Here is an 18,728-nt window from a genome sequence, read left to right on the forward strand (position 1 = left end):
GAATTGAAGAGGCCTCATCCTACCTGGATGGGCCTTTTCTTTTGGGAAACCCCATGAACGCCCTCACCCCCCTCAACGATTTCACCCCCAATGCTGGCCAACAAGCTGCTGAGGACGGCTTCTTCGAGTTCCTGCTCGACGACAAGCAGCAGATGATGATCATCAGCGGCGATGGCGGGGTGGGGAAGTCCTGGCTGACCGGCCGGCTGATCGACCGAACCATCCCGCACTACCAAAAGGTGTGCGCCGTGATGGGCGAGAAGGCCGTCTATGAGGAGGTCGTCGTGACGGCGACCACCAACAAGGCCGCGGCGGTGACCAGCGAGGCGATCCGACGCCCTGCAATGACCATCTACTCCTTCCTCAACCTGACGCCGAAGGTGAACTACACCACCGGCCGAACCTACCTGCAGAAGACGCGCCAGTGGAAGGTCCACACCAACAAGATCATCTTCATCGACGAGTGCTCGATGGTGGACTCGGATCTGCTGGGCGAGATCCAGGAGGCCACGCTCAACTGCAAGATCGTCTTCGTCGGCGACCACTGCCAGCTGGGCCCGGTCAACGAGTCGATCTCGCCGATCTACGCCCTCGGCCTTCCCACCTTCGTGCTCACCGAGCCTGTGCGCAACGCCGGCCAGCCGGCCCTGGTGCGCGTGTGCCGCCAGCTGCGCAACACCGTCGAGACCGGGATCTTCCAGCCGATCCAGCTGGTTCCTGGGGTGATCGACCACCTCGATGATGGCGCGGCGCAGATCGAGATCGCGGACACCTTCCTCTCGCATAACCAGAACAGTCGCATCCTCGCCTACACGAACCAACGGGTGATCGAATTCAACACGCACATCCGCGACCTGCGCGCCCTGCCCGACGAGTTCACCACCGGCGAGTGGCTGATCAACGTCAGCGCCTTCGCCCAGCGGCGGGGCGGCGAGACCCAGCGGATGCGGATCGAGGAAGAGGTCGAAATCATCGACCAGGCGCCCTGCACCGAGCAGTACCTGGTGGAGACGCCCTTCCAGGGGCCCGAGGTCACGCTCGAGGTCCGCCGGACGTCGCTCCGAACCAAGCTGGGAGGGCTCCTCGAGTCCGTCCCCGTGCCGGTCGATCGGGAGCACCACCTGGCCCTGATCAAATACTACGGGCAGCAGAAGAAGTGGGAGCGGCACTACCACCTCCGCGAGAACATCCCCGATCTGCGGCCGCGCGACGCCGCGACGGTCCACAAGGCGCAGGGCTCGACCTACGACAGCGTCTTCATCGACCTGGACAACCTGAGCACCTGCCACCAGCCCCTGACGGCTGCGCGGCTGCTGAACGTCGCCTTCGGCAGGGCGCGTCACCGCGTCTGTCTCCACGGCACCCTGGCTGAGAAGTACGGGGGGATCGCCGCATAGAAGGAACCCTATCATGTCCCAGCGTGACCTAGCGGTTGCACTGACCGGAGCCCTCTTTGCCGAGGAGGAGGAGAGGCAGAACCGCGAACTCTGTGAGATCATCGGCAAGAACAACGAGTTCCAGGGCACCTGGGATGCCGATGGCTTCATGTTCCGCGGCAAGCACGTCACCTCCGCGCACACCCCAGCACCTGCTCCCGGCACACGAAGAGGCCCGGCTCGCCGGATCTCGCTCCATCCACGGCTGCGTGAGCGGATGGAAGAGCACGTTGCGGCTGCCGAAGTGGTAGCTGACGACCGGCGAAGCATCCAGCAGATGCTCGGGACCGTGCTCCTCCCCTGCACGAATAGCAGCGACATCCGCAACGCCTTGCCCGAGTGCCTGGTCCGCTTCCTTCCCGAGGAGATCAGTGAACTCCCCAGGACGGAGCAGGCCGGCTTTACCCTGAAGAACAACCCCAGAGCAGCGCGACAGTTCGAGAACTCCGTCGCCCGGATGGGCCTCTACACGATCATCCAGAAGCTGTTCTGTTGAGCAGAAGGCGCTTTCGCATGCGGTATCTCCACTACACCCCGGACACCAAGCCGGCCTATCCCGTGTGCTTCCTGGTTCCGCGCATCGCCGGCAAGGACATCGAAGCGTCCTACCTGCGGCCGCATGGCGTGGACCCCAACGAGGTGCTCGTGCTCAGCACCCTCTCGGCGCCCGCGGGCAAGAAGGCCGCCTCGAAGAAGGAGGTGGTCTCCTACATCGAGCAGGAGCTGATGCCGGTCTTCACGGACTTCGCCGTGGAATACATCGTCGTCACGGATGCGGCGCACTTCAAGACGCTGACGAAGACGAGCCAGGTGGATCCGAACCTCGGCTACGTGCTCCCCTCGATCTTCGGCGACCAGAAGGTCGTCTATATCCCGAACTTCCAAACCATCTTCTACGACCCCGACAAGGTGAAGGCGAAGATCGCACAGGGTCTGGAAGCCCTCCAGGCGCACCGCCAGGGCACTTACCAGCCGCCAGGCACCGACGTCCTCAAGAGCGAGCACTACCCGCTCAAGGACGAGGAGATCCAGGCCTGGCTCGATCAACTGCTGGCCATGAACTGCCCGCTCGCGATCGACATCGAGGGCTTCAGCCTGCGTCACACGGAGGCGGGCATCGGGACCATCAGCTTCGCCTGGAACCAGCATGAAGGCATCGCCTTCCCGGTGGACTATGTGCCGGACAGCTGGGCGGCCGAGGCGCCATACGGCAAGCAGGTGCGCAACGAGGCGCGGCGCGAGATGCTCCGGAAGTTCTTCCGGGCGCTCAAGCAGAAGGCGATCTACCACCACATCGCCTACGACGCCTACGTCCTGATCTACCAGCTCTTCATGAAGGACATCCTCGACACCGAGGGGCTGCTCGATGGGATGAGCGTCCTGCTGCGGGACTGGGACTGCACCAAGCTCATCTCGTATTTCGCGACCAATTCCGCCGCGGGGAACCAGCTGGGCCTGAAGGTGCAGAGCCAGGAGTTCGCCGGCAACTACTCGATGGACGACGACATCAAGGATATCACCAAGATCCCCCTGCCCAAGCTGCTGCGGTACAATCTCGTGGACACCTGCTCCACCTGGTATGTCCACAACAAGCACTGGGGGACCGTCGTCGCCGACCAGCAGGTCGAGGTGTACGAGACCATCTTCAAGCCGGCCACGCTCGACATCGTGCAGATGCAGCTGACCGGCCTGCCGGTGAACATGGCGAAGGTCATCGAGGCCAACGCCCAGCTCGAGACCGACTACGCCGCGGCGCTGGCCAAGATCCACGCCACGCCGATCATCCAGGCCTTCACCCACCAGCTCAATGAGGACTGGGTGGAGAAGCGGAACTCGGAGCTCAAGGTGAAGCGGGTCTCCCTGGCTGATGCCAAGGAGGTCTTCAATCCGGACTCCGATCCGCAGATGCGCCGGCTCCTCTACGAGGTGCTGGCCATGCCGGTGATTGACCTCACCGACACGAAGCTGCCGGCGGCCGGCGCGAAGACCATCGAGAAGCTGATCAACCACACCACGAAGCCCGAGCTGAAGGAGCTGCTGCGCACGCTCCTCGACTACGCCTCGATCGGGACCATCCTCTCGACCTTCATGCCGTCGTTCCTGAACGCCGTGCAGGGGCCGGATGGCTGGCACTACCTCTTCGGCGGCTTCAACCTGGGCGGCACCATCTCGGGCCGGCTGAGCTCGTCGAACCCGAACCTGCAGAACCTGCCCGCCGGCGCCGAGGGCGAGGACACCCTGAAGGGACGGCTCGGCAAGCTCATCAAGATGTGCGTCGAAGCGCCCGAGGGATGGCTTTTCGTGGGGCTCGACTTCGACTCCCTCGAGGACAAAATCTCGGCCAAGACCACGCGGGATCCGAACAAGCTGAAGGTCTATACCGACGGCTACGACGGGCATTGCTTGCGGGCATTCGCTTACTTCAAGAGCCAGATGCCCGACATCATCGACACGGTGGAGTCCATCAACTCCATCGCGAAGAAGTACAAGCCGCTGAGGCAGAAGTCGAAGGTGCCCACCTTCCTCCTCACCTACGGCGGCACCTGGATGGGCATGACCCAGCAGACCGGCCTGCCGAAGGACGAAGCGATCGCCATCGAGAAGGGCTATCACGAGCTCTATTTCGTCAGCGATCAGTGGGTGAAGGCCAAGCTCAAGCAGGCCGAGAAGGATGGCTACATCACCGTCGCCTTCGGGCTGCGCGTGCGGACGCCTCTCCTGGCTCAGGTGATCGCCGGCAACCGCTCCACGCCCTACGAGGCCACGGCCGAGGGGCGATCGGCTGGCAATGCCTTCGGCCAGAGCTGGGGCCTGCTCAATTCCCGTGCCTGCTCCGAGTTCATGGGGCGGGTGCGCGAAGAGGAGTTCCAGCTCGACATCCGGCCGTGCTGCCACATCCACGATGCCCAGTATTACCTCATCCGCGATGACACGCGGGCGCTCGCCTACACCAACGAGCACCTGGTCACCGCGGTGAATTGGCAGGACCATCCCGACATCCGCGATGAGCTCGTACCGCTTGGCGGCCAGGTCTCGATCTTTTGGCCCAACTGGGCTCACGAGATCACGATCCCCAATGGCGCCAACGAGAACGAGATCGCAGCGGTCGTCGAGAAGGCCCTGGCAGCCTGACCACCACCCGAACCAAGGAGCTCACATGAGCCAGAAAGAAAATCAGGTGCTCTTGCGCGGCATGGTCGAGCGAGCCGCTCGGCAGTTCGACCTCTATGCGGAGCAGCACGCCGCCAAGGACACGCCGGATGGCGACATCAAGGCGAACACCAACCGCCAGCTGGCCTATGACATGCGGGCTGCGCTGAAGGTCGTGGAGTTTGACGCTCGCGTCGAGCAGTCCATCGAGCGCCAGACCTACTACCTGGTCTGCGGCCAGATCGTCTTCCGGGCCACCGGCGAGGAGGACGGCGCACCCGCCGCGATCCTGATCAACACGACGGTCATCAGCCCCGACGGCCGCTTCGCCGTGCTGCAGATCGCTCGTGCCCAGCAGGCCCTGCAGGCGCAGTTCCATCGGCGCATGGAGGGCCAGACCCTCGATGTCCTGGACTGCATCATCCAGGGGATCATGCCGCTCGGCCAGTTCACGCCGGAGGAGTTCAACGCAGCTCCCGAAGGCCAGGTCGTGCAACCGCAGGTCGCGCGCACCGAGGACGAGCTGCAGGACATGCTCAAGGCCGCGGGCATCAGCATCGCGCCGGGCGGGAACGCCTGACACCCAGAAGGATCTCTCCTCTGGGTGAATAGAGTAGCGGGCACGGCTTTCTTTGGGGTCGTGTCCGCGACTCTTCCTCATTTCATCCAGCATCGCGGAGATCCCCGGTGATCACCAATCATTCCGATATTTCTCTCGCGCTCGCCGTGTGGCTGTTGCACGACGAATACGACCATCAGGACATCCCGAACTACATCTCGGCGACCTCCATGATGAAGCCGATCCGTCACCTGGTTCTGGGCCCCCGCGTGCCACCCACGAGCCAGAAGATCGACGTCGAGGACTTCATCCCCACCGCGCTCGGCAAGAGCCTCCACGACAGCATCGAGAAGGCCTGGACCACCAGCTACGCGACCTCGCTCGCGAAGATGGGCTACGGCCACGACGTCATTGAGCGCGTCAAGATCAACCCCACCGACGAGGAGCGCCGCGGCTCCAACTCGATGATCCCGGTCTTCCTCGAGCAGCGCATGTTCCGCGAGTTCGAGGGCTTCACCATCGGCGGCAAGTTCGACCTGGTGACCGAGGGCATCGTCCAGGACGCGAAGAGCACCAGCGCCTATTCCTGGGTCTTCGGCGGCAAGGATGACGACTACCAGCTGCAGATGAGCCTCTACCGCTGGATCGACAGCGCCCAGCCCTTCCCCAAGATCACGGAGGACGTGGGGCGCATCAACTTCATCTTCACGGACTGGCAGCGCGCTCAGGCCCGCCAGAACCCGAAGTACCCACAGAAGCGGGTCGAGTACAAAGAGATCCCCCTGCTCTCCCTCAAGGAGACCGAGGCGTGGGTTCATGACAAGCTCCAGTTGATCCAGCGCCACCGGAACACCCCGGAGGACAAGCTCCCTCTCTGCACGGATGAGGAGCTCTGGCTCAGCGACCCGACCTTCAAGTACTACGCCGATCCGGCCAAGACCTCCGGCCGCTCGACGAAGAACTTCGATAGCATGAGCGATGCCCGCAACTTCCAGAGCGAGAAGGGCGGCAAGGGCGTGATCATCACGACGCAGCCCGTCCCCAAGCGTTGCGGCTACTGCAACGTGTTCTCGATCTGCAGTCAGAAAGATGGATTTAACTTCCAATGATCGACCTGACCGGCGTTACTCACCACCCCGCGATCTCCGACATCGTGGACGTGGTCTGCAGCAAGACTCGAACCAAGGACCGCAGCTTCTTCAACACGGCGGCGGCCTATTTCCTCGGCAAGATGGCCAGCTCGATGCGCGTCCGGATCAAGACCATGGACCGCGGCATCGTGCCGGTGAACATCTACGGCGTGGCGCTCGCGGACTCCGGCTTCGGCAAGGGCACCTCGATGAACATCATCGAGAACGAGTTCCTGCACGGCTTCACCGAGCGCTTCATGATCGACACATTGCCGGCCATGGCCGACAAGAACCTCTGGCGCATCGCCAACGAACGCGCCCTGCGGGACAACACCGATCCCCAGGTCGAGCGCGACGCGATGGAAGTCGTCTATAAGCGCGAGGGCAACTACCTCTTCACCTTCGACGAGGCGACGCCGGCGGCGATCGACCAGCTGCGCAACAAGCTCCTGCTCTCCGAGTGCGGCGCGATGAACCTGCAGGTGGACGAGATCGGCCTCAACTTGTCGGCCGCAGCCCCCGCCCTCGCGGTGCTCCTCGAGCTCTATGACCGCGGCTACCTGAAGCCGAAGCTGGTGAAGAACACCAAGGAGAACACCCGGACGGAGGATCTGCGCGGCCAGACGCCGGCGAATTGCCTCCTCTTCGGCGTGCCCTCCAAGGTGTTCGACGGCGGCGACACCGAGGATCAATTCTACTCGCTCCTCGAGACCGGCTACGCGCGGCGCTGTTTCTTCGGCCTCGGGCATGTGGGCAAGGAGTCTTCGGGCCTGACGGCCGAGGAGATCTTCGAGCTCGCGATCGCACCCAATAACGACGCGGCGATCGCGCACTGGTCAGCGATCTTCCATGACCTGGCCGACCCGGCGATGTTCGGCTGGACCTCTGAGGTGCCGCGCGACGTCTCCATCCGGCTGATCGAGTACCAGCAGGCCTGCATCAAGGCTTCAATCGAGATCAAGGACACCAACGAGATCAAAGCGGCCGAGATCGCGCACCGCTACGACAAGGCCCTGAAGCTTGCCGGCGCATTCGCCTTCGTCGATCGCTCGATCGAGGTCGAGATGGATCACCTGATGCAGGCCATCCTGATGGTCGAGGAGTCCGGCAAGGCCTTCGAGAAGATCCTGACCCGTGAGCGCCCCTACGAGCGCCTGGCCAAGTTCATCGCCGGCTCCGGCGCGGAGCTGACCCAGCCGGACCTGATGGCCTCCCTGCCCTTCTACAAGGGCCGGCCGCAGGACAAGGCGACGATGATGAGCCACGCCGTCGCGTGGGGCTACAAGAACAACATCATCATCAAGAAGGCCTATGGCGCCAACAACATCGAGTTCTTCTCGGGCGAGATGCTGAAGGCGACCAACCTGGATGAGATCCTCGTCTCGTACAGCGACCACTATGCCTACAACTACGCGCAGGAGCGGGTGCCCTTCACGGAGCTGCACCAGATGACCCAGGCGCCGGACATGAACTGGGCCAACCACGCCTTCCAGCACGATCACCGGTCGGAGGACAACGTCATCCCCGGCTTCAATATGATCGTGATCGACGTGGACGGCGGCATCTCGCTCGACGTGGTCCATGAGCTCCTGCGGGAGATCAAGTTCATGACCTACACGACGAAGCGCCACCGGGTTCCGGTGTTCGACGAGAGCGGCAACGAGGAGGTCGGGGTGGATCGGTTCCGCCTGATGATCCCGACCAACTACGAGCTGAAGCTCGACCGCGACGAGTACAAGGAGATGATCACGGACATCATCGCCTGGCTGCCTTTCGAGGCCTCGGCCGACGTGGACGTCTCCTCGAACCAGCGCAGTAAGAAGTGGCTGACCAACGAGAAGGGCAGCTACCACATCAACGAGGAGGGCGCGCTCTTCAACATCCTCCCCTTCATCCCGAAGACCTCGCAGAACGAGGTGTTCAAGAAGGAGATGAAGGAGGTGGCGTCGATGGACAACCTCGAGCGCTGGTTCGCCGGGCGCATGGTGCAGGGGGACCGCAACAACACCCTGCTCAAGTACGCCCTCATCCTCGTGGATAGCGGCCTCGACTTGGCCAGCGTGGACCAGATGGTCCACGGGCTGAACAGCAAGATCCCGAACCCGATGGATGCCGATCGCATTGCTCAGACCATCATGGTCACGGCGGCGAAGCGGATCCAGTCGCGCTCGCTCAAGCTGGCGGCCTAAGAGGTGGAAAGACGTATGAGGGATAGACCAACCGCATAAATGGGCTGACCCCTTCAGTTACGGCTACTGTCTGCAGACAAAGCAGAGAATGCCGCGGCCCGAGGTCGCTGTAATAGCGGTCTCGGGCCATTCATTTTTAATGAGCCTTTCTCTGGTTCGGGGCGTCCCTGAGCAGATGGAGAACACCAATGCCTGACATGAATGTGGGCGGCGCGGGCGACACCCTCGACGTCCAGAACGACCTGCTCGTGCTGATCTCCGGCGAAAGCGGGATGGGGAAGTCCGCCTCGCTGAAGGACATCCCCGACAAGGAGCGCTGGATCTACGCCAACTGCGAGGCCGGCAAGCGTCCACCCTTCAAGGCGACGTGGTATGGCGGCGAGACCCGCGGCTCGGTGATCACGGACCCCTTCCAGGTCCACGAGGCGCTCGACTTCGCGACCGGCAACCCCGAGATCGACGGCGTCATCATCGACACCGCCACCATGCTCATGGAGATGTTCGAGAGCCGCTACATCGTCGGCGCCGCGGACACCATGAAGGGCTGGGCCAACTACGCCCAGTTCTGGAAGAACCTGATGCAGCAGAAGGTGGCGGCGGTGAACAAGCCCGTCATCATTCTCGGCCACGTCAAGGACGAGTTCGACGAGGCAGCCGGCATCATCCGGCGCAGCGTGCCGGTGAAGGGCTCGCTGAAGAACAACGGCATCGAGGCCTACTTCTCGACCGTCGTCTCCGCGAAACGGCTCGACCTCAAGAAGCTGAAGGGCTTCGAGAACGACCTTCTCGTGATCACCGATGAGGAGCTGGACCTCGGCTTCAAGCACGTCTTCCAGACGCGCATCACCAAGGACACGGTCGGCGAGCGCATCCGTGCGCCGATGGGCATGTTCCCCAAGGCCATGACCTACATCGACAACGACGCCATGCGCCTGATGAACCACATCCGGGCCTTCTACGGCGCCTGATCACCGGACTGCAGGCGTTTTCTGGTTGGGATCGAGGGTCAGCTCAGGCTGTCTTTGATTGAACCAGTGGTGATCTGCGTTCCACACCCTTTCCTCCACCAAATCATGAAAGAGAGTGCCATGAGCATTTTCGCCAAGCTCAAGTCCGATGGCTTCGAGGAGACCCAGGATCGTCTGGGCGGCTTCCAGGTCCGCGAGACCGACATCTACACGGGCCCGATCAAGATGGCCTACGCCGGCTCCTCGAAGGGCGGCGCCCAGAACGTGACGCTGATCCTCGACCTGCCCGGCGGCAGCGAGTACCGCGAGACGATCTACATCACCAACAAGAAGGGCGAGAACTGGTTCGTCAACAAGGACGACCCCACGAAGCGCGTCGCCCTGCCCGGCTTCACCGTGATGGATGACATCTGCACCGTCACGTCCGGCAAGGGCCTGGCCGAGCAGGACACCGAGGCCAAGATGGTCAAGGTCTATGACCCGGACCAGAAGAAGGAAGTGCCCAAGTCCGTCCCCGTGCTCGTCGAGCTGCTGGGCCTGACGGTCTCGCTCGGCATCGGCAAGCTGCTCGAGAACAAGACCAAGCTCGAGGGCAACGAGTACGTGCCGACGGCCGAGGAGCGCAGCTCCAACGTCATCGAGAAGGTCTTCCACACGGAGACCAAGATGACCTGCGCCGAGGCCCGCCAGGGTCTGTCCGAAGGCGTCTTCTGGGATGCCTGGCTCGAGCGCAACAAGGGCAAGGAGCGCGACAAGCGCACCATCAAGGACGGCCAGGGCGGCGCCGCGGGTGCTCCCGTGGCCACGAAGTCGAGCAACGGGGCCCCGGTTGCCGGCGGCCAGGCGGGCGCGACCCGTCCGAGCCTGTTCGGCGCCAAGAAGGCGGCGTGAGCCTGAAGGTTGTAGGCTTTGACCCCAGTCTCACCCACTGGGGCATTGCCGAAGCCGAGCTCGATATGCAGACGGGGTATCTATCTACGCCCCGTCTGCGTGTCATCGAACCCACCAAGATCAACCACAAGCAGGTTCGGCAGAACTCCGAAGACCTTCATGTGGCTGAGCAGCTGGCTGACGCTGCGTTTCGGACTGGTAGAGAGGCCGATGTCGCCTTCGTTGAGGTTCCAGTGGGATCACAATCCGCAAGAGCCATGTGTAGCTATGGAATTTGCGTCGGTATACTTGCCGCATTGCGCTCTGAGGGGGTTCAGATCATTGAAGTCACGGCGAGCGAGGTTAAACTTGCCTTGTCTGGGATGAAGAACGCCACTAAAACTCAGCAGATTGAGGCCGCAGTGGCTCTTTATCCCGACTCAGAGTGGCCTCGGCACACACAGAACGGGAAAGGGTACAAGAAGGGTGACCTCCAGTCCCGAGCCGAACACGTAGCTGACGCCGTCGGAGCGATCCATGCCGGCGTCCTCACCCCAACTTTCAAGAACCTCCATCGGCTCTACGGAGCCAGGGAACGCGAACCCCATGCAAATCATACTCGTCCAGGCTGAGATCGACGCGGCCATCCGCTCGCATCTTTGCCGCCGCTTCAACATCGAGCCCGACACCGCGATGGCCATCGAGCTGGCGGCCACCCGTGGCAGCGATGGCTTCCGCGCCACGATCGACATCGCCCACGAAGACCTCTTCCCGAGCACCCGGCTGCAGCCTTGCATCCCGGTGTCCGCTCCGGTCGAGACGCCTTCCGCCCCTGCGCTTTCCGCCGCGGCTCCCGAGCCCGCGCCGGTCCCGGAGACGCCGCCTGCGGCTGAGCCCGAGACGCCCAGCGCCGCAGCTCCCGCGACGAAACCGGCCGCAGCTCCCACGCGCACGCCGAAGATCTTCGCGCGCCCCCAGCTGGTGACCCCGGCAGCCCCTGCAGCGCCCGAGGTCGGTGAAGAGGCGATCGCCGGCGATCCGCCCTTCGAAGGCGGCACGACCGTCGCCGCCGAGGCCGGTGAGGTGGTTGCCGAGCCCGCTGCGGCGCCGGCTGAGGGTGAGCGCCGCTCGCTCTTCAGGGGCCTGAAGCGCCCGCAAGGCACCTGACGATCATGGCCAGGGTTCTCATCATGGGGATCCTGGCCTTCGCCGCAGTTCTGGTCGCCTCTGCGGTTGTCGTTGCCCTGGCTCCCTATATTGCCGCCGCCGGCGTTATCGTCGTGCTCATCCTCTGGTTCGAGAGGGGTGAGCAACCTCCCCCAGCTCCAGCCAAGGACATCACGGTGATTCATCCTGAATAGGATGGCGCCGGCGGCTGCCTGACGACCATAGACCAGCTTGCAATGCCTGATGCCCCCAGATCAGGAGCACATTGCGCGGGGCCGGAGGATGATCCTCCGGCCCTTTTTCATTCTGCCTGGCTGTGAAGCCCTAGGGCCTGGCAGTCTCAAGACGGGGCATGGTGAACCATGCAGCAAGGCGCGCTTACGCCTCCCGTACCAATTCAGGCCGCCTTCTTGAAGGTCGCCACCGGCAGCGTCTTTGACCAGGCCGCCAAACTCTCAGTCTCGATCAGCGTCCGCGCGCCGGACTTACGAGCGCGCAGACTCCCCTCGGACAGCAGCCGGTAGAGCTTGGTTCGGCCAACCTTGGCCTTCTCCATCGCCTCGTTGACGGTCAGATATTCGATCGGTTCGTTGTTCGACATGACATTGGTCCTTTAGGCGACGCGGGGGGAAGAGAAGGGCACGACGACGGCGCTCGTCGGCCCGGTTGCGAAGGTGCTCCACGCTTGCATGAGCGGCCGTCGGCGCTCCAAGAGGTCACTGCGGGCATAGGCGCCTTCAACTCCCGATACGACGTGCGCAAGGGCGCGCTCGGCCACCTCACGCCCTTCAGAGCGGGTCTCGCCGGCCCAGTCGCGGAAGCTGGATCGGAAGCCGTGTGGCACGATGACGCGGCCCTCGAGGTCGGCCCAGCGCGGCAGGTCACCTTCCTCGAGTCCATCGGACGCCATCCCTCGAACCAGCATGACCATGGACATCGCGGAGAGTGGCGCCTTCAGGTCGCGGCCGTGGAACACCAGATCGTCGCGGCGAGGCTTGCCCACGCGCACCTTGTCGAGGATCGCCTGCATCTGGTCGGTGACCGGGACGCGGTGGATCTCCTTGGTCTTCATGCGATCGGCTGGGATAATCCAGGTGCGGGTATCACCATCCAGCTCACCCCAGCGCATGCCGCGGAGCTCGTTGGAGCGCACCGCGGCGAGGATGCAGAACTGCAGGGCGTCGGGCGTCATACCCGGCCGCGCCCGCAGCGCCTGCATGAAGGCCGGGACACGATGCCAGGGGAGAGCCGGGTAGTGCTTCTCCTTGGCGATCTTGTCGATGCGCGGCAGGAGGTCGGCGAGGTTTCCCTTCCAGCGCGCCGGGTTGAGCACGTCCGAACGCCTCCATCCACTGGCTCGAGCGTAGTCGAGGATCGCTTCGATGCGGCCACGCACACGGGAGGCGGTCTCGGGGATCCGGGCCCAGAGGGGCTTGAGCACCCTGAGCACATGGTCCGTCTCGATGTCCTGCACCTGCATCTTCCCCAGGATCGGGAAGGCGTGCGTCTCGAGCGTCTGCTTCCACTGCCACTTGTGCTTCTCGTTGCGCCAGGTCGCCGCGCGAGCCTCTATCAATTCCTCGGTCGCGGCCTTGAAGCTGTGATCGACGTTGGCGGCTAATGCTGCCTCCTGCTCCACCCGCCGGCGCTCAAGGATCGGATCCTTGCCGGCCTTCACCAGCTGACGCGCATTATATGCGAGGTCACGGGCTTCCTTGAGAGAGATCTCGGGGAAGGCGCCGATGACGAAGTCGCGCTGGCGATCGTGGAGCCGGAACCTCAACACCCAGGTTGTCGCGCCGTCCGGGCGCACGAAGAGGTGCATCCCCTGACCATCCGTGTGACGCCCAGGCTTATGGCTCCCCTTCTTGGCGAGCGCTTCAACAGCCTTGGTAGTCAGTGCCACATCTGTTCTCCACCGAACTCGTTGACCCAATTCCTGACCCAACATTCGACCCAACAAAAGGGTCCGGCTGGCTCGGATCAACTGAGAATGATCGCGAACAGTGCTTCCGTCAACCTATTGAAATTATGACTAACTTAGAGGAAGCCCTTGGTTAGTCCAGAACGCCCGGACTCATTACTTCTATTCCGCTCAGCTCCACCATCACCCTTTCAGAACAATGTATCGAAGACCTGCACGGTGCCTGCGTCACAAGGGTGCGACTGACGAAGATCTGACCTTGGCCTTGCACAACTGACGCGCCACTCTCCTGTCGATCGGGGAGAACAATATGCGCGATATCCTCAAGTTCGGGGCATTCTGGCTGCTGTGTGCGGGGTCTACCGGGCTCTGGATCTATCTCGCCGTCCTGCAGTTCAGTCCTTGGCCACCAGGCGCAACGCTGCGGCATTTCTGGGCCATGCCGAATTGTGGCGCCGCGCGCCAGGTCGGGCTGGCGCCAGCTCGTCGCGGCGATCCGGGCTATTGGCGCCACCTCGATCGCGATCGGGACGGCTGGGCTTGCGAACCCTGGCCGCCGCACCGGCGTTGACCGCGATTCAAACGACCGCGCCACGATAGGTCTGCCGGCCGACGATCAGGCCACCCGGCCGAAGCCCCCGCCGCCGCAGGTCTCGATGGTCACCAGGTCGCCCTGGCGCAGCACCAGATTGCCCTTTCCGGGCAGCGCCTCCGTGCGCCCGTCGCGCTCCAGCGTGATGGCGAAGGGCATACCCTCCGCCCCGCCCTTCATGCCATAGGGCGGCACCACCATCCGCTCGCAGCAGGTGGTGAGCAGCATCTCCTTCGCCAGCACGCGATAGGCGCGCACGAGCCCGTCGCCGCCCGCATGCTCGCCCGCGCCGCCGGAGCCGCGGCGAATCGCCTGGCGCTCCACGCGAATCGCATAGGTCGCCTCGATCATCTCGGCTGGGGTATTGGCGGTGTTGGTCAGGTGCACGCGCACCGCGGGGCTGCCGGCGCGATCGTGGCGCGCGCCCTCGCCGCCCGCATGCACCTCGTAGAGCATCCGCCAGCTGGCATCGGGCATGCGCTCGGAGAAGGTGAGCATGCCCGCCGTGGTGCCGCCGCCCGCCGAGACGTTGCGCGGGATCACATGCTCCATCGCCTTGAACATCGCATCCACGATGCGGCCCGAGGTCTCGTGATTGCCGGCCGCGACGGCCGCGTTCCACCCCGGCTCGAAGATCGAGCCCGGCCGCGTGACGATGGTCAGCGGCCGCAACGCACCCTCGTTCTGCTGCATCTCCCGTCCGCTCAGCACGCGCATCGCATAGATGACGGCGGAGCGCGCGATATAGGGCGTGCAGTTGCAGAAACTGTTCACCCGGTCGCAGCTGCCGGAGAGGTCGATGGTCGCCTCATCGCCGGCGATGGTCAGGCGGACATGGATGCGCGCGGGCCCGGTGCCGGGGTCGCCGCCATCCACCCAGTCCTCGCCCTCCCAGCTGCCGTCCGGGAGGGAGGCGATGGCCGCGCGCATCTCCGCCTCGGAGAGGTCATGCAGGCGCGACATGGCGGCGATGAAGGTCTCCGTCCCGTGCTGCGCGCAGAGATCGCGGACGCGGCGCTCGGCGGCGGCGGTGGAGGCGATCTGCGCCAGCATGTCGCCCTCGCAGGAGACGGGATCGCGGACGTTGTGGAGGATCATCGCCATCGCGCCGGGCTGCACGCCGTCGCGCGTCGCGATCAGCACGGGCGGGATGCGCATGCCGTCCTGATAGGTGTCCATCGCCGTGGCATAATAGCTGCCGGGCCAGGTGCCGCCGACATCGGGCCAATGCGCGAGGCTCAGCGCGAAGGCGATCAGCCGGCCGTCCACATAGATGGGCCGCGCCACCTTCACGTCGTTGAGATGGTTCCCGCCGAGGATGCCGAGATTGTAGATCAGCGCATCGCCCTCGCGCAGGCGCCCGGCCGGATAGACCTTCAGCAATTCGCGGATCGTATAGGCCATCGCGCCGAGATGAATGGGGATGTCGCGCCCCTGCCCCACCAGCCCGCCCTCGGCATCCATGATGGCGGAGGAGAGGTCGCCGGCCTCGCGCAGCAGCGGCGAGCGCGCCGAGCGGGTCATGACCAGGCTCATCTCCTCCGCGGCGGCGGAAAGGCCGTGGCGGATAACCTCGACGGCGAAGGGATCGAGATCGGGGGTCATGCCGCCACCTTCGACAGGAAGAGGTTTCCGAAGTCGTCCGGCCGCGCGCTCCAACCCGGCGGGACGATGATCGTGGACCAGGCGTCCTGGATGATGGAGGGACCCGCAACGGCGCCGGCGAGCTTGTCGCGATCGAGGATCGTCGTCTCGACATCGAGGGCGCTGTCGAAGCTGCAAAGGCGCGTGCCTTCCGCGCGCGGCGTGCCGCCCGCCGAGGGACGCGCGATGCGCATGCTGGAAGGCTGGCGCGCCTGCACGCGCAGGGATTCCATCACGCAGTCCTCCTTCGTCGAATAGCCGAAGAGCTCGTGATGACGGGCGTGGAAATCAGCCTCGAGCGCGGCAGGGTCGAAGGGCAGGGTGAAGGGCACGGGCAGCGCGTCGCTCTGCGCGGCATAGCGCATGAGCGCGGTGTGCTCCCTGCCGATCGAGGTCGCCGGCACGTCGTGCGAGACGAGCGGCTCCATCGCGTTCTGCGTGAGGCCCTCCAGATGCGCGGCGAAGGCGGCGGCATCGAAGCCCGCGAGCGGCAGGCGCACCGTGCGCTGCTGCAGGAAGCTGACATCCGCCGTCAGGCAGCCCAGCGCGGAAAAGGCGCTGGAGGCCGTGGGCACGATGATCTGCGCGATGCCGTAGATCTCCGCGATGCCGGCCGCATGCATGGGCCCGCCGCCGCCGAAGGCCAGCAGCGTGCAGTCGCGCCCGTCGATGCCGCGCTCCACCGTCACGCGGCGCAGGGCGCGGGCCATGGTGGCATTGGCCACGCGCAGGATACCGAGCGCGGTGGCGGTAAGACCGAGGCCGAGCTCCCACGCGATGGGCTCGATCACCGCCCGCGCGCGATCGAGGTCGAGCGCGATGCGCTCGCCGAGCCGCGCCTCGGGGTCGAGATAGCCCAGCAGCGCATTCGCGTCGGTGATGGTGGCCTTCGCGCCGCCCAGCCCGTAGCAGGCCGGCCCCGGCTCGGCGCCCGCGCTCTCGGGGCCGACGGAGAGCCCGCCTGGCCCCATCTTCACGATGGAGCCGCCGCCTGCGCCGATGGAATGCACGGCCAGCATGGGCTGGCGCAGCGGGCGGTCGCCCATCATGCGCGCGTCCGACATCTCGGCGATGCCGTCGACGATGAGGCAGACATCGGTGGTCGTGCCGCCCATATCGAAGGTGATGATGCGCGGCAGGCCGAGATCCCGCGCGATGCGCGCCGAGGCCGAAACGCCCGCCGCCGGGCCGGACATGGCCATCACCAGCGGCCGCGCCTTGGCCGCCGGCACCGGCACCATGCCACCGGCCGAGTGAAAGACCTGCAGCCCGGGGCCCAGCGGCAGGCGCTCCTCCAGTTCGGACAGATATTCCACCGCGATGGGCATGGTGGCCGCGTTGAAGGCGGTGGAGGAGGCGCGCTCATATTCCCGCGCCTCCGGATTCACCTCGTGCGAGAGGCAGAGATGCGGGACCAGCGCCGCGATGCGCTCGCGCACCTGCCGCTCATGCGCGGGATTGGCATAGGCGTGCAGCAGGCTGACGGCGACGCTGCCGACATCCGCCGTCTTCAGCCAGGCGGCCAGGCGCTCCAGCTCGGCGGGGTCCAGCGGCGTCAGCATCCGGCCTTCGTGGTCCACGCGCTCGTGCAGGCCGAAGCAGAGCTCCGGCGGCACCAGCGGCGGCGCCTTGGGCGCGATGTCGAGGCGATAGAGATCGCGGCGGCGGTAGCGGCCGATCTCCAGCACGTCCTCGAAGCCGGCGGTGGCGATCAGCGCGACCCTCGGCAGCCGGTTCTCGACGATGGCGTTGGTGACACGCGTCGTCCCATGCACGAAGCGCCGGATCTCGCTCTGCTCCAGCCCCACGGCGGCGATCGCCTCCAGCATGGCGCGGACGGGATCCTTGGGGCGGGAGGGCACCTTCGCGGTGCGGGTTTCCGTCGATCCGGAACGGATGGCGACGATATCGGTGAAAGTTCCGCCGATATCCGTTCCCACGTCCCACATTGGCTGCGTCAAGAGACCTCCACCATGGTGCGCCCGCGCATCATCCGCGCGACGTTAAGGTCGGGTCCGACAAAGAGGAAGATCAAGTTTTGCCGCGATGTCAGCCGGCCGGCTGGCGGGCCAGTTCCGTCATGCCCTCCGTGAAATCCACGGAGGGCTCCCAGCCCAGCTCGCGTCGCAGCTTCGCGGAATCCGCGGTGATGTGCCGCACATCGCCCAGCCGGTACTGGCCCGTGACCACGGGCGCCGGCCCGTCCAGCGCCAGGGCCAGCGCCCGCGCCATCTCGCCCACGCTGCGCGGCGTGCCCGAGCCGACATTGAAGGCCCGCACGCCCTCGGTCACCTGCTCGCAGGCCGCCACCGTCGCCGAGGCGATGTCGCGCACATGCACGAAGTCGCGCCGCTGCCCGCCATCCTCGAAGACGCGCGGCGCCTGTCCGGCCCGCAGCGCCGAAGTGAAGATGGCCGCCACGCCGGCATAGGGCGTGTCGCGCGGCATGCCCGGTCCATAGACGTTGTGGTAGCGCATCGCGGCCACCGATCCGCCCACCACCCGCGCCCAGTTCGCCGCGTAGAATTCCTGCGCCATCTTGCTCGTCGCATAGGCATTGCGCGGATCGAGCGCCACGGACTCGCCGACCAGCGCGGTGCCGAGACGCTGCCCGCAGATGGGACAGGGCGGCTCGAAATCGCCGGCCGCGAGCGAGGCCTCCAGGCGCGGCCCGGGCGAGACGGCGCCATGCTCCGGGCAAAGGCCCAGGCCCTCGCCATAGACCACCATGGAGCTTGCGATCGTCAGCCGCGACACGCCGTGCCGCGCCATGCCGGCCAGCAGCTCGCCCGTGCCGGCATCGTTGGAAGAGGCGTAGTCGGGCATGTCGGCGATATCGACGCCGAGACCCACCTTGGCCGCGAGATGCACCACGGCTTCCACCCCGGCCAGCGCCGCGTCGCAGGCCCGCGCGTCGCGCACGTCGCCGCGCTGCAATTCCACCCCGGGTGGCGGCGCCCAGTCTCGGCCATCGCGATGCACGTCGGGACGCAGGGAATCCAGGACGCGGACCTCGTGGCCACGCTGGAGCAGCCGGGCCAGGACGTGCTGGCCGATGAAGCCGGCCCCTCCGGTCAGCAGGACGCGCATGCGATTCTC

Annotated in this window: 17 protein-coding genes; 12 read left to right on the plus strand and 5 right to left on the minus strand. The window is 65.1% G+C overall.

Annotated features, from left to right (window positions below; translation table 11 throughout):
- Positions 1-53: 53 nt before the first annotated feature.
- The 11 genes from ACO057_RS11420 to ACO057_RS11470 all read left to right on the plus strand — a co-directional run bounded on the left by ACO057_RS11420 (position 54) and on the right by ACO057_RS11470 (position 11,663).
- Positions 54-1,397, plus strand: a complete 1,344-nt coding sequence (locus ACO057_RS11420; RefSeq protein ID WP_421991740.1) for an ATP-dependent DNA helicase — start codon at positions 54-56, stop codon at positions 1,395-1,397.
- A 13-nt stretch (positions 1,398-1,410) separates the two neighbouring features.
- Complete coding sequence (locus ACO057_RS11425) at positions 1,411-1,932, plus strand: hypothetical protein (RefSeq protein ID WP_421991742.1); 522 nt, start codon at positions 1,411-1,413, stop codon at positions 1,930-1,932.
- Between the two features lie 17 nt (positions 1,933-1,949).
- A complete protein-coding gene (locus ACO057_RS11430; protein WP_421991744.1) occupies positions 1,950-4,568 on the plus strand; it encodes a DNA polymerase in 2,619 nt (872 codons plus the stop codon).
- A gap of 25 nt (positions 4,569-4,593) precedes the next feature.
- Complete coding sequence (locus ACO057_RS11435) at positions 4,594-5,166, plus strand: hypothetical protein (protein ID WP_421991746.1); 573 nt, start codon at positions 4,594-4,596, stop codon at positions 5,164-5,166.
- Positions 5,167-5,273: 107 nt separating this feature from the next.
- Complete coding sequence (locus ACO057_RS11440; RefSeq protein WP_421991748.1) at positions 5,274-6,254, plus strand: PD-(D/E)XK nuclease family protein; 981 nt, start codon at positions 5,274-5,276, stop codon at positions 6,252-6,254.
- Positions 6,251-8,464 carry a primase C-terminal domain-containing protein gene (locus ACO057_RS11445; protein ID WP_421991750.1) on the plus strand — a complete coding sequence of 738 codons (2,214 nt, stop codon included), beginning with the start codon at positions 6,251-6,253 and terminating at the stop codon, positions 8,462-8,464. The genes ACO057_RS11440 and ACO057_RS11445 overlap by 4 nt, the downstream gene beginning before the upstream one ends.
- A gap of 188 nt (positions 8,465-8,652) precedes the next feature.
- A complete protein-coding gene (locus ACO057_RS11450) occupies positions 8,653-9,432 on the plus strand; it encodes an AAA family ATPase (RefSeq protein ID WP_421991752.1) in 780 nt (259 codons plus the stop codon).
- A gap of 120 nt (positions 9,433-9,552) precedes the next feature.
- Complete coding sequence (locus tag ACO057_RS11455) at positions 9,553-10,323, plus strand: hypothetical protein (RefSeq protein ID WP_421991754.1); 771 nt, start codon at positions 9,553-9,555, stop codon at positions 10,321-10,323.
- Positions 10,320-10,934: a hypothetical protein gene (locus ACO057_RS11460; RefSeq protein ID WP_421991756.1), complete on the plus strand. Its 615-nt coding sequence runs from the start codon at positions 10,320-10,322 to the stop codon at positions 10,932-10,934. Before ACO057_RS11455 ends, ACO057_RS11460 begins: the two co-directional genes overlap by 4 nt.
- Positions 10,909-11,469 (plus strand): hypothetical protein, encoded by a 561-nt coding sequence (locus tag ACO057_RS11465; RefSeq protein WP_421991758.1) that lies wholly within the window; start codon positions 10,909-10,911, stop codon positions 11,467-11,469. The genes ACO057_RS11460 and ACO057_RS11465 overlap by 26 nt, the downstream gene beginning before the upstream one ends.
- 5 nt (positions 11,470-11,474) lie before the next feature.
- Positions 11,475-11,663 carry a hypothetical protein gene (locus ACO057_RS11470; RefSeq protein ID WP_421991760.1) on the plus strand — a complete coding sequence of 63 codons (189 nt, stop codon included), beginning with the start codon at positions 11,475-11,477 and terminating at the stop codon, positions 11,661-11,663.
- A 203-nt stretch (positions 11,664-11,866) separates the two neighbouring features.
- Here ACO057_RS11470 and ACO057_RS11475 read toward each other — a convergent pair whose 3' ends face one another.
- Entirely contained in the window at positions 11,867-12,070 is a 204-nt protein-coding gene (locus tag ACO057_RS11475; RefSeq protein ID WP_421991762.1) for a helix-turn-helix domain-containing protein, read from the minus strand.
- 12 nt (positions 12,071-12,082) lie between these two features.
- Complete coding sequence (locus ACO057_RS11480) at positions 12,083-13,420, minus strand: tyrosine-type recombinase/integrase (RefSeq protein ID WP_421991764.1); 1,338 nt, start codon at positions 13,418-13,420, stop codon at positions 12,083-12,085.
- 283 nt (positions 13,421-13,703) lie between these two features.
- Here ACO057_RS11480 and ACO057_RS11485 point away from each other — a divergent pair, with 283 nt between their 5' ends.
- Entirely contained in the window at positions 13,704-13,964 is a 261-nt protein-coding gene (locus tag ACO057_RS11485; protein WP_421991766.1) for an excalibur calcium-binding domain-containing protein, read from the plus strand.
- Positions 13,965-14,009: 45 nt separating this feature from the next.
- Here the strand turns inward: ACO057_RS11485 and ACO057_RS11490 are convergent, their stop codons facing one another.
- The 3 genes from ACO057_RS11490 to ACO057_RS11500 form a co-directional block, all read right to left on the minus strand.
- The gene (locus tag ACO057_RS11490) at positions 14,010-15,590 is read right to left on the minus strand and encodes a hydantoinase B/oxoprolinase family protein (protein WP_421991768.1); all 1,581 of its coding nucleotides are present in this window, start codon (positions 15,588-15,590) and stop codon (positions 14,010-14,012) included.
- Positions 15,587-17,590 (minus strand): hydantoinase/oxoprolinase family protein, encoded by a 2,004-nt coding sequence (locus ACO057_RS11495; RefSeq protein ID WP_421991770.1) that lies wholly within the window; start codon positions 17,588-17,590, stop codon positions 15,587-15,589. The genes ACO057_RS11490 and ACO057_RS11495 overlap by 4 nt, the downstream gene beginning before the upstream one ends.
- Positions 17,591-17,678: 88 nt before the next feature.
- Positions 17,679-18,719 carry an NAD-dependent epimerase/dehydratase family protein gene (locus ACO057_RS11500; protein ID WP_421991772.1) on the minus strand — a complete coding sequence of 347 codons (1,041 nt, stop codon included), beginning with the start codon at positions 18,717-18,719 and terminating at the stop codon, positions 17,679-17,681.
- Between the last annotated feature and the right edge of the window lie 9 nt (positions 18,720-18,728).

The sequence above is a fragment of the Roseococcus sp. genome (assembly GCF_965227005.1).
GTDB lineage: Bacteria > Pseudomonadota > Alphaproteobacteria > Acetobacterales > Acetobacteraceae > Roseococcus.

What these genes read in the sequence shown, in the direction of transcription:
- ACO057_RS11455 (WP_421991754.1), top strand. Translation starts at nt 9,553, where the DNA reads ATGAGCATTTTCGCCAAGCTCAAGTCCGATGGCTTCGAGGAGACCCAG.
- ACO057_RS11470 (WP_421991760.1), top strand. Translation starts at nt 11,475, where the DNA reads ATGGCCAGGGTTCTCATCATGGGGATCCTGGCCTTCGCCGCAGTTCTG.
- ACO057_RS11435 (WP_421991746.1), top strand. Translation starts at nt 4,594, where the DNA reads ATGAGCCAGAAAGAAAATCAGGTGCTCTTGCGCGGCATGGTCGAGCGA.
- ACO057_RS11480 (WP_421991764.1), bottom strand. Translation starts at nt 13,420, where the DNA reads ATGTTGGGTCAGGAATTGGGTCAACGAGTTCGGTGGAGAACAGATGTG.
- ACO057_RS11425 (WP_421991742.1), top strand. Translation starts at nt 1,411, where the DNA reads ATGTCCCAGCGTGACCTAGCGGTTGCACTGACCGGAGCCCTCTTTGCC.
- ACO057_RS11500 (WP_421991772.1), bottom strand. Translation starts at nt 18,719, where the DNA reads ATGCGCGTCCTGCTGACCGGAGGGGCCGGCTTCATCGGCCAGCACGTC.
- ACO057_RS11485 (WP_421991766.1), top strand. Translation starts at nt 13,704, where the DNA reads ATGCGCGATATCCTCAAGTTCGGGGCATTCTGGCTGCTGTGTGCGGGG.
- ACO057_RS11430 (WP_421991744.1), top strand. Translation starts at nt 1,950, where the DNA reads ATGCGGTATCTCCACTACACCCCGGACACCAAGCCGGCCTATCCCGTG.
- ACO057_RS11450 (WP_421991752.1), top strand. Translation starts at nt 8,653, where the DNA reads ATGCCTGACATGAATGTGGGCGGCGCGGGCGACACCCTCGACGTCCAG.
- ACO057_RS11445 (WP_421991750.1), top strand. Translation starts at nt 6,251, where the DNA reads ATGATCGACCTGACCGGCGTTACTCACCACCCCGCGATCTCCGACATC.
- ACO057_RS11490 (WP_421991768.1), bottom strand. Translation starts at nt 15,590, where the DNA reads ATGACCCCCGATCTCGATCCCTTCGCCGTCGAGGTTATCCGCCACGGC.
- ACO057_RS11465 (WP_421991758.1), top strand. Translation starts at nt 10,909, where the DNA reads ATGCAAATCATACTCGTCCAGGCTGAGATCGACGCGGCCATCCGCTCG.
- ACO057_RS11420 (WP_421991740.1), top strand. Translation starts at nt 54, where the DNA reads ATGAACGCCCTCACCCCCCTCAACGATTTCACCCCCAATGCTGGCCAA.
- ACO057_RS11475 (WP_421991762.1), bottom strand. Translation starts at nt 12,070, where the DNA reads ATGTCGAACAACGAACCGATCGAATATCTGACCGTCAACGAGGCGATG.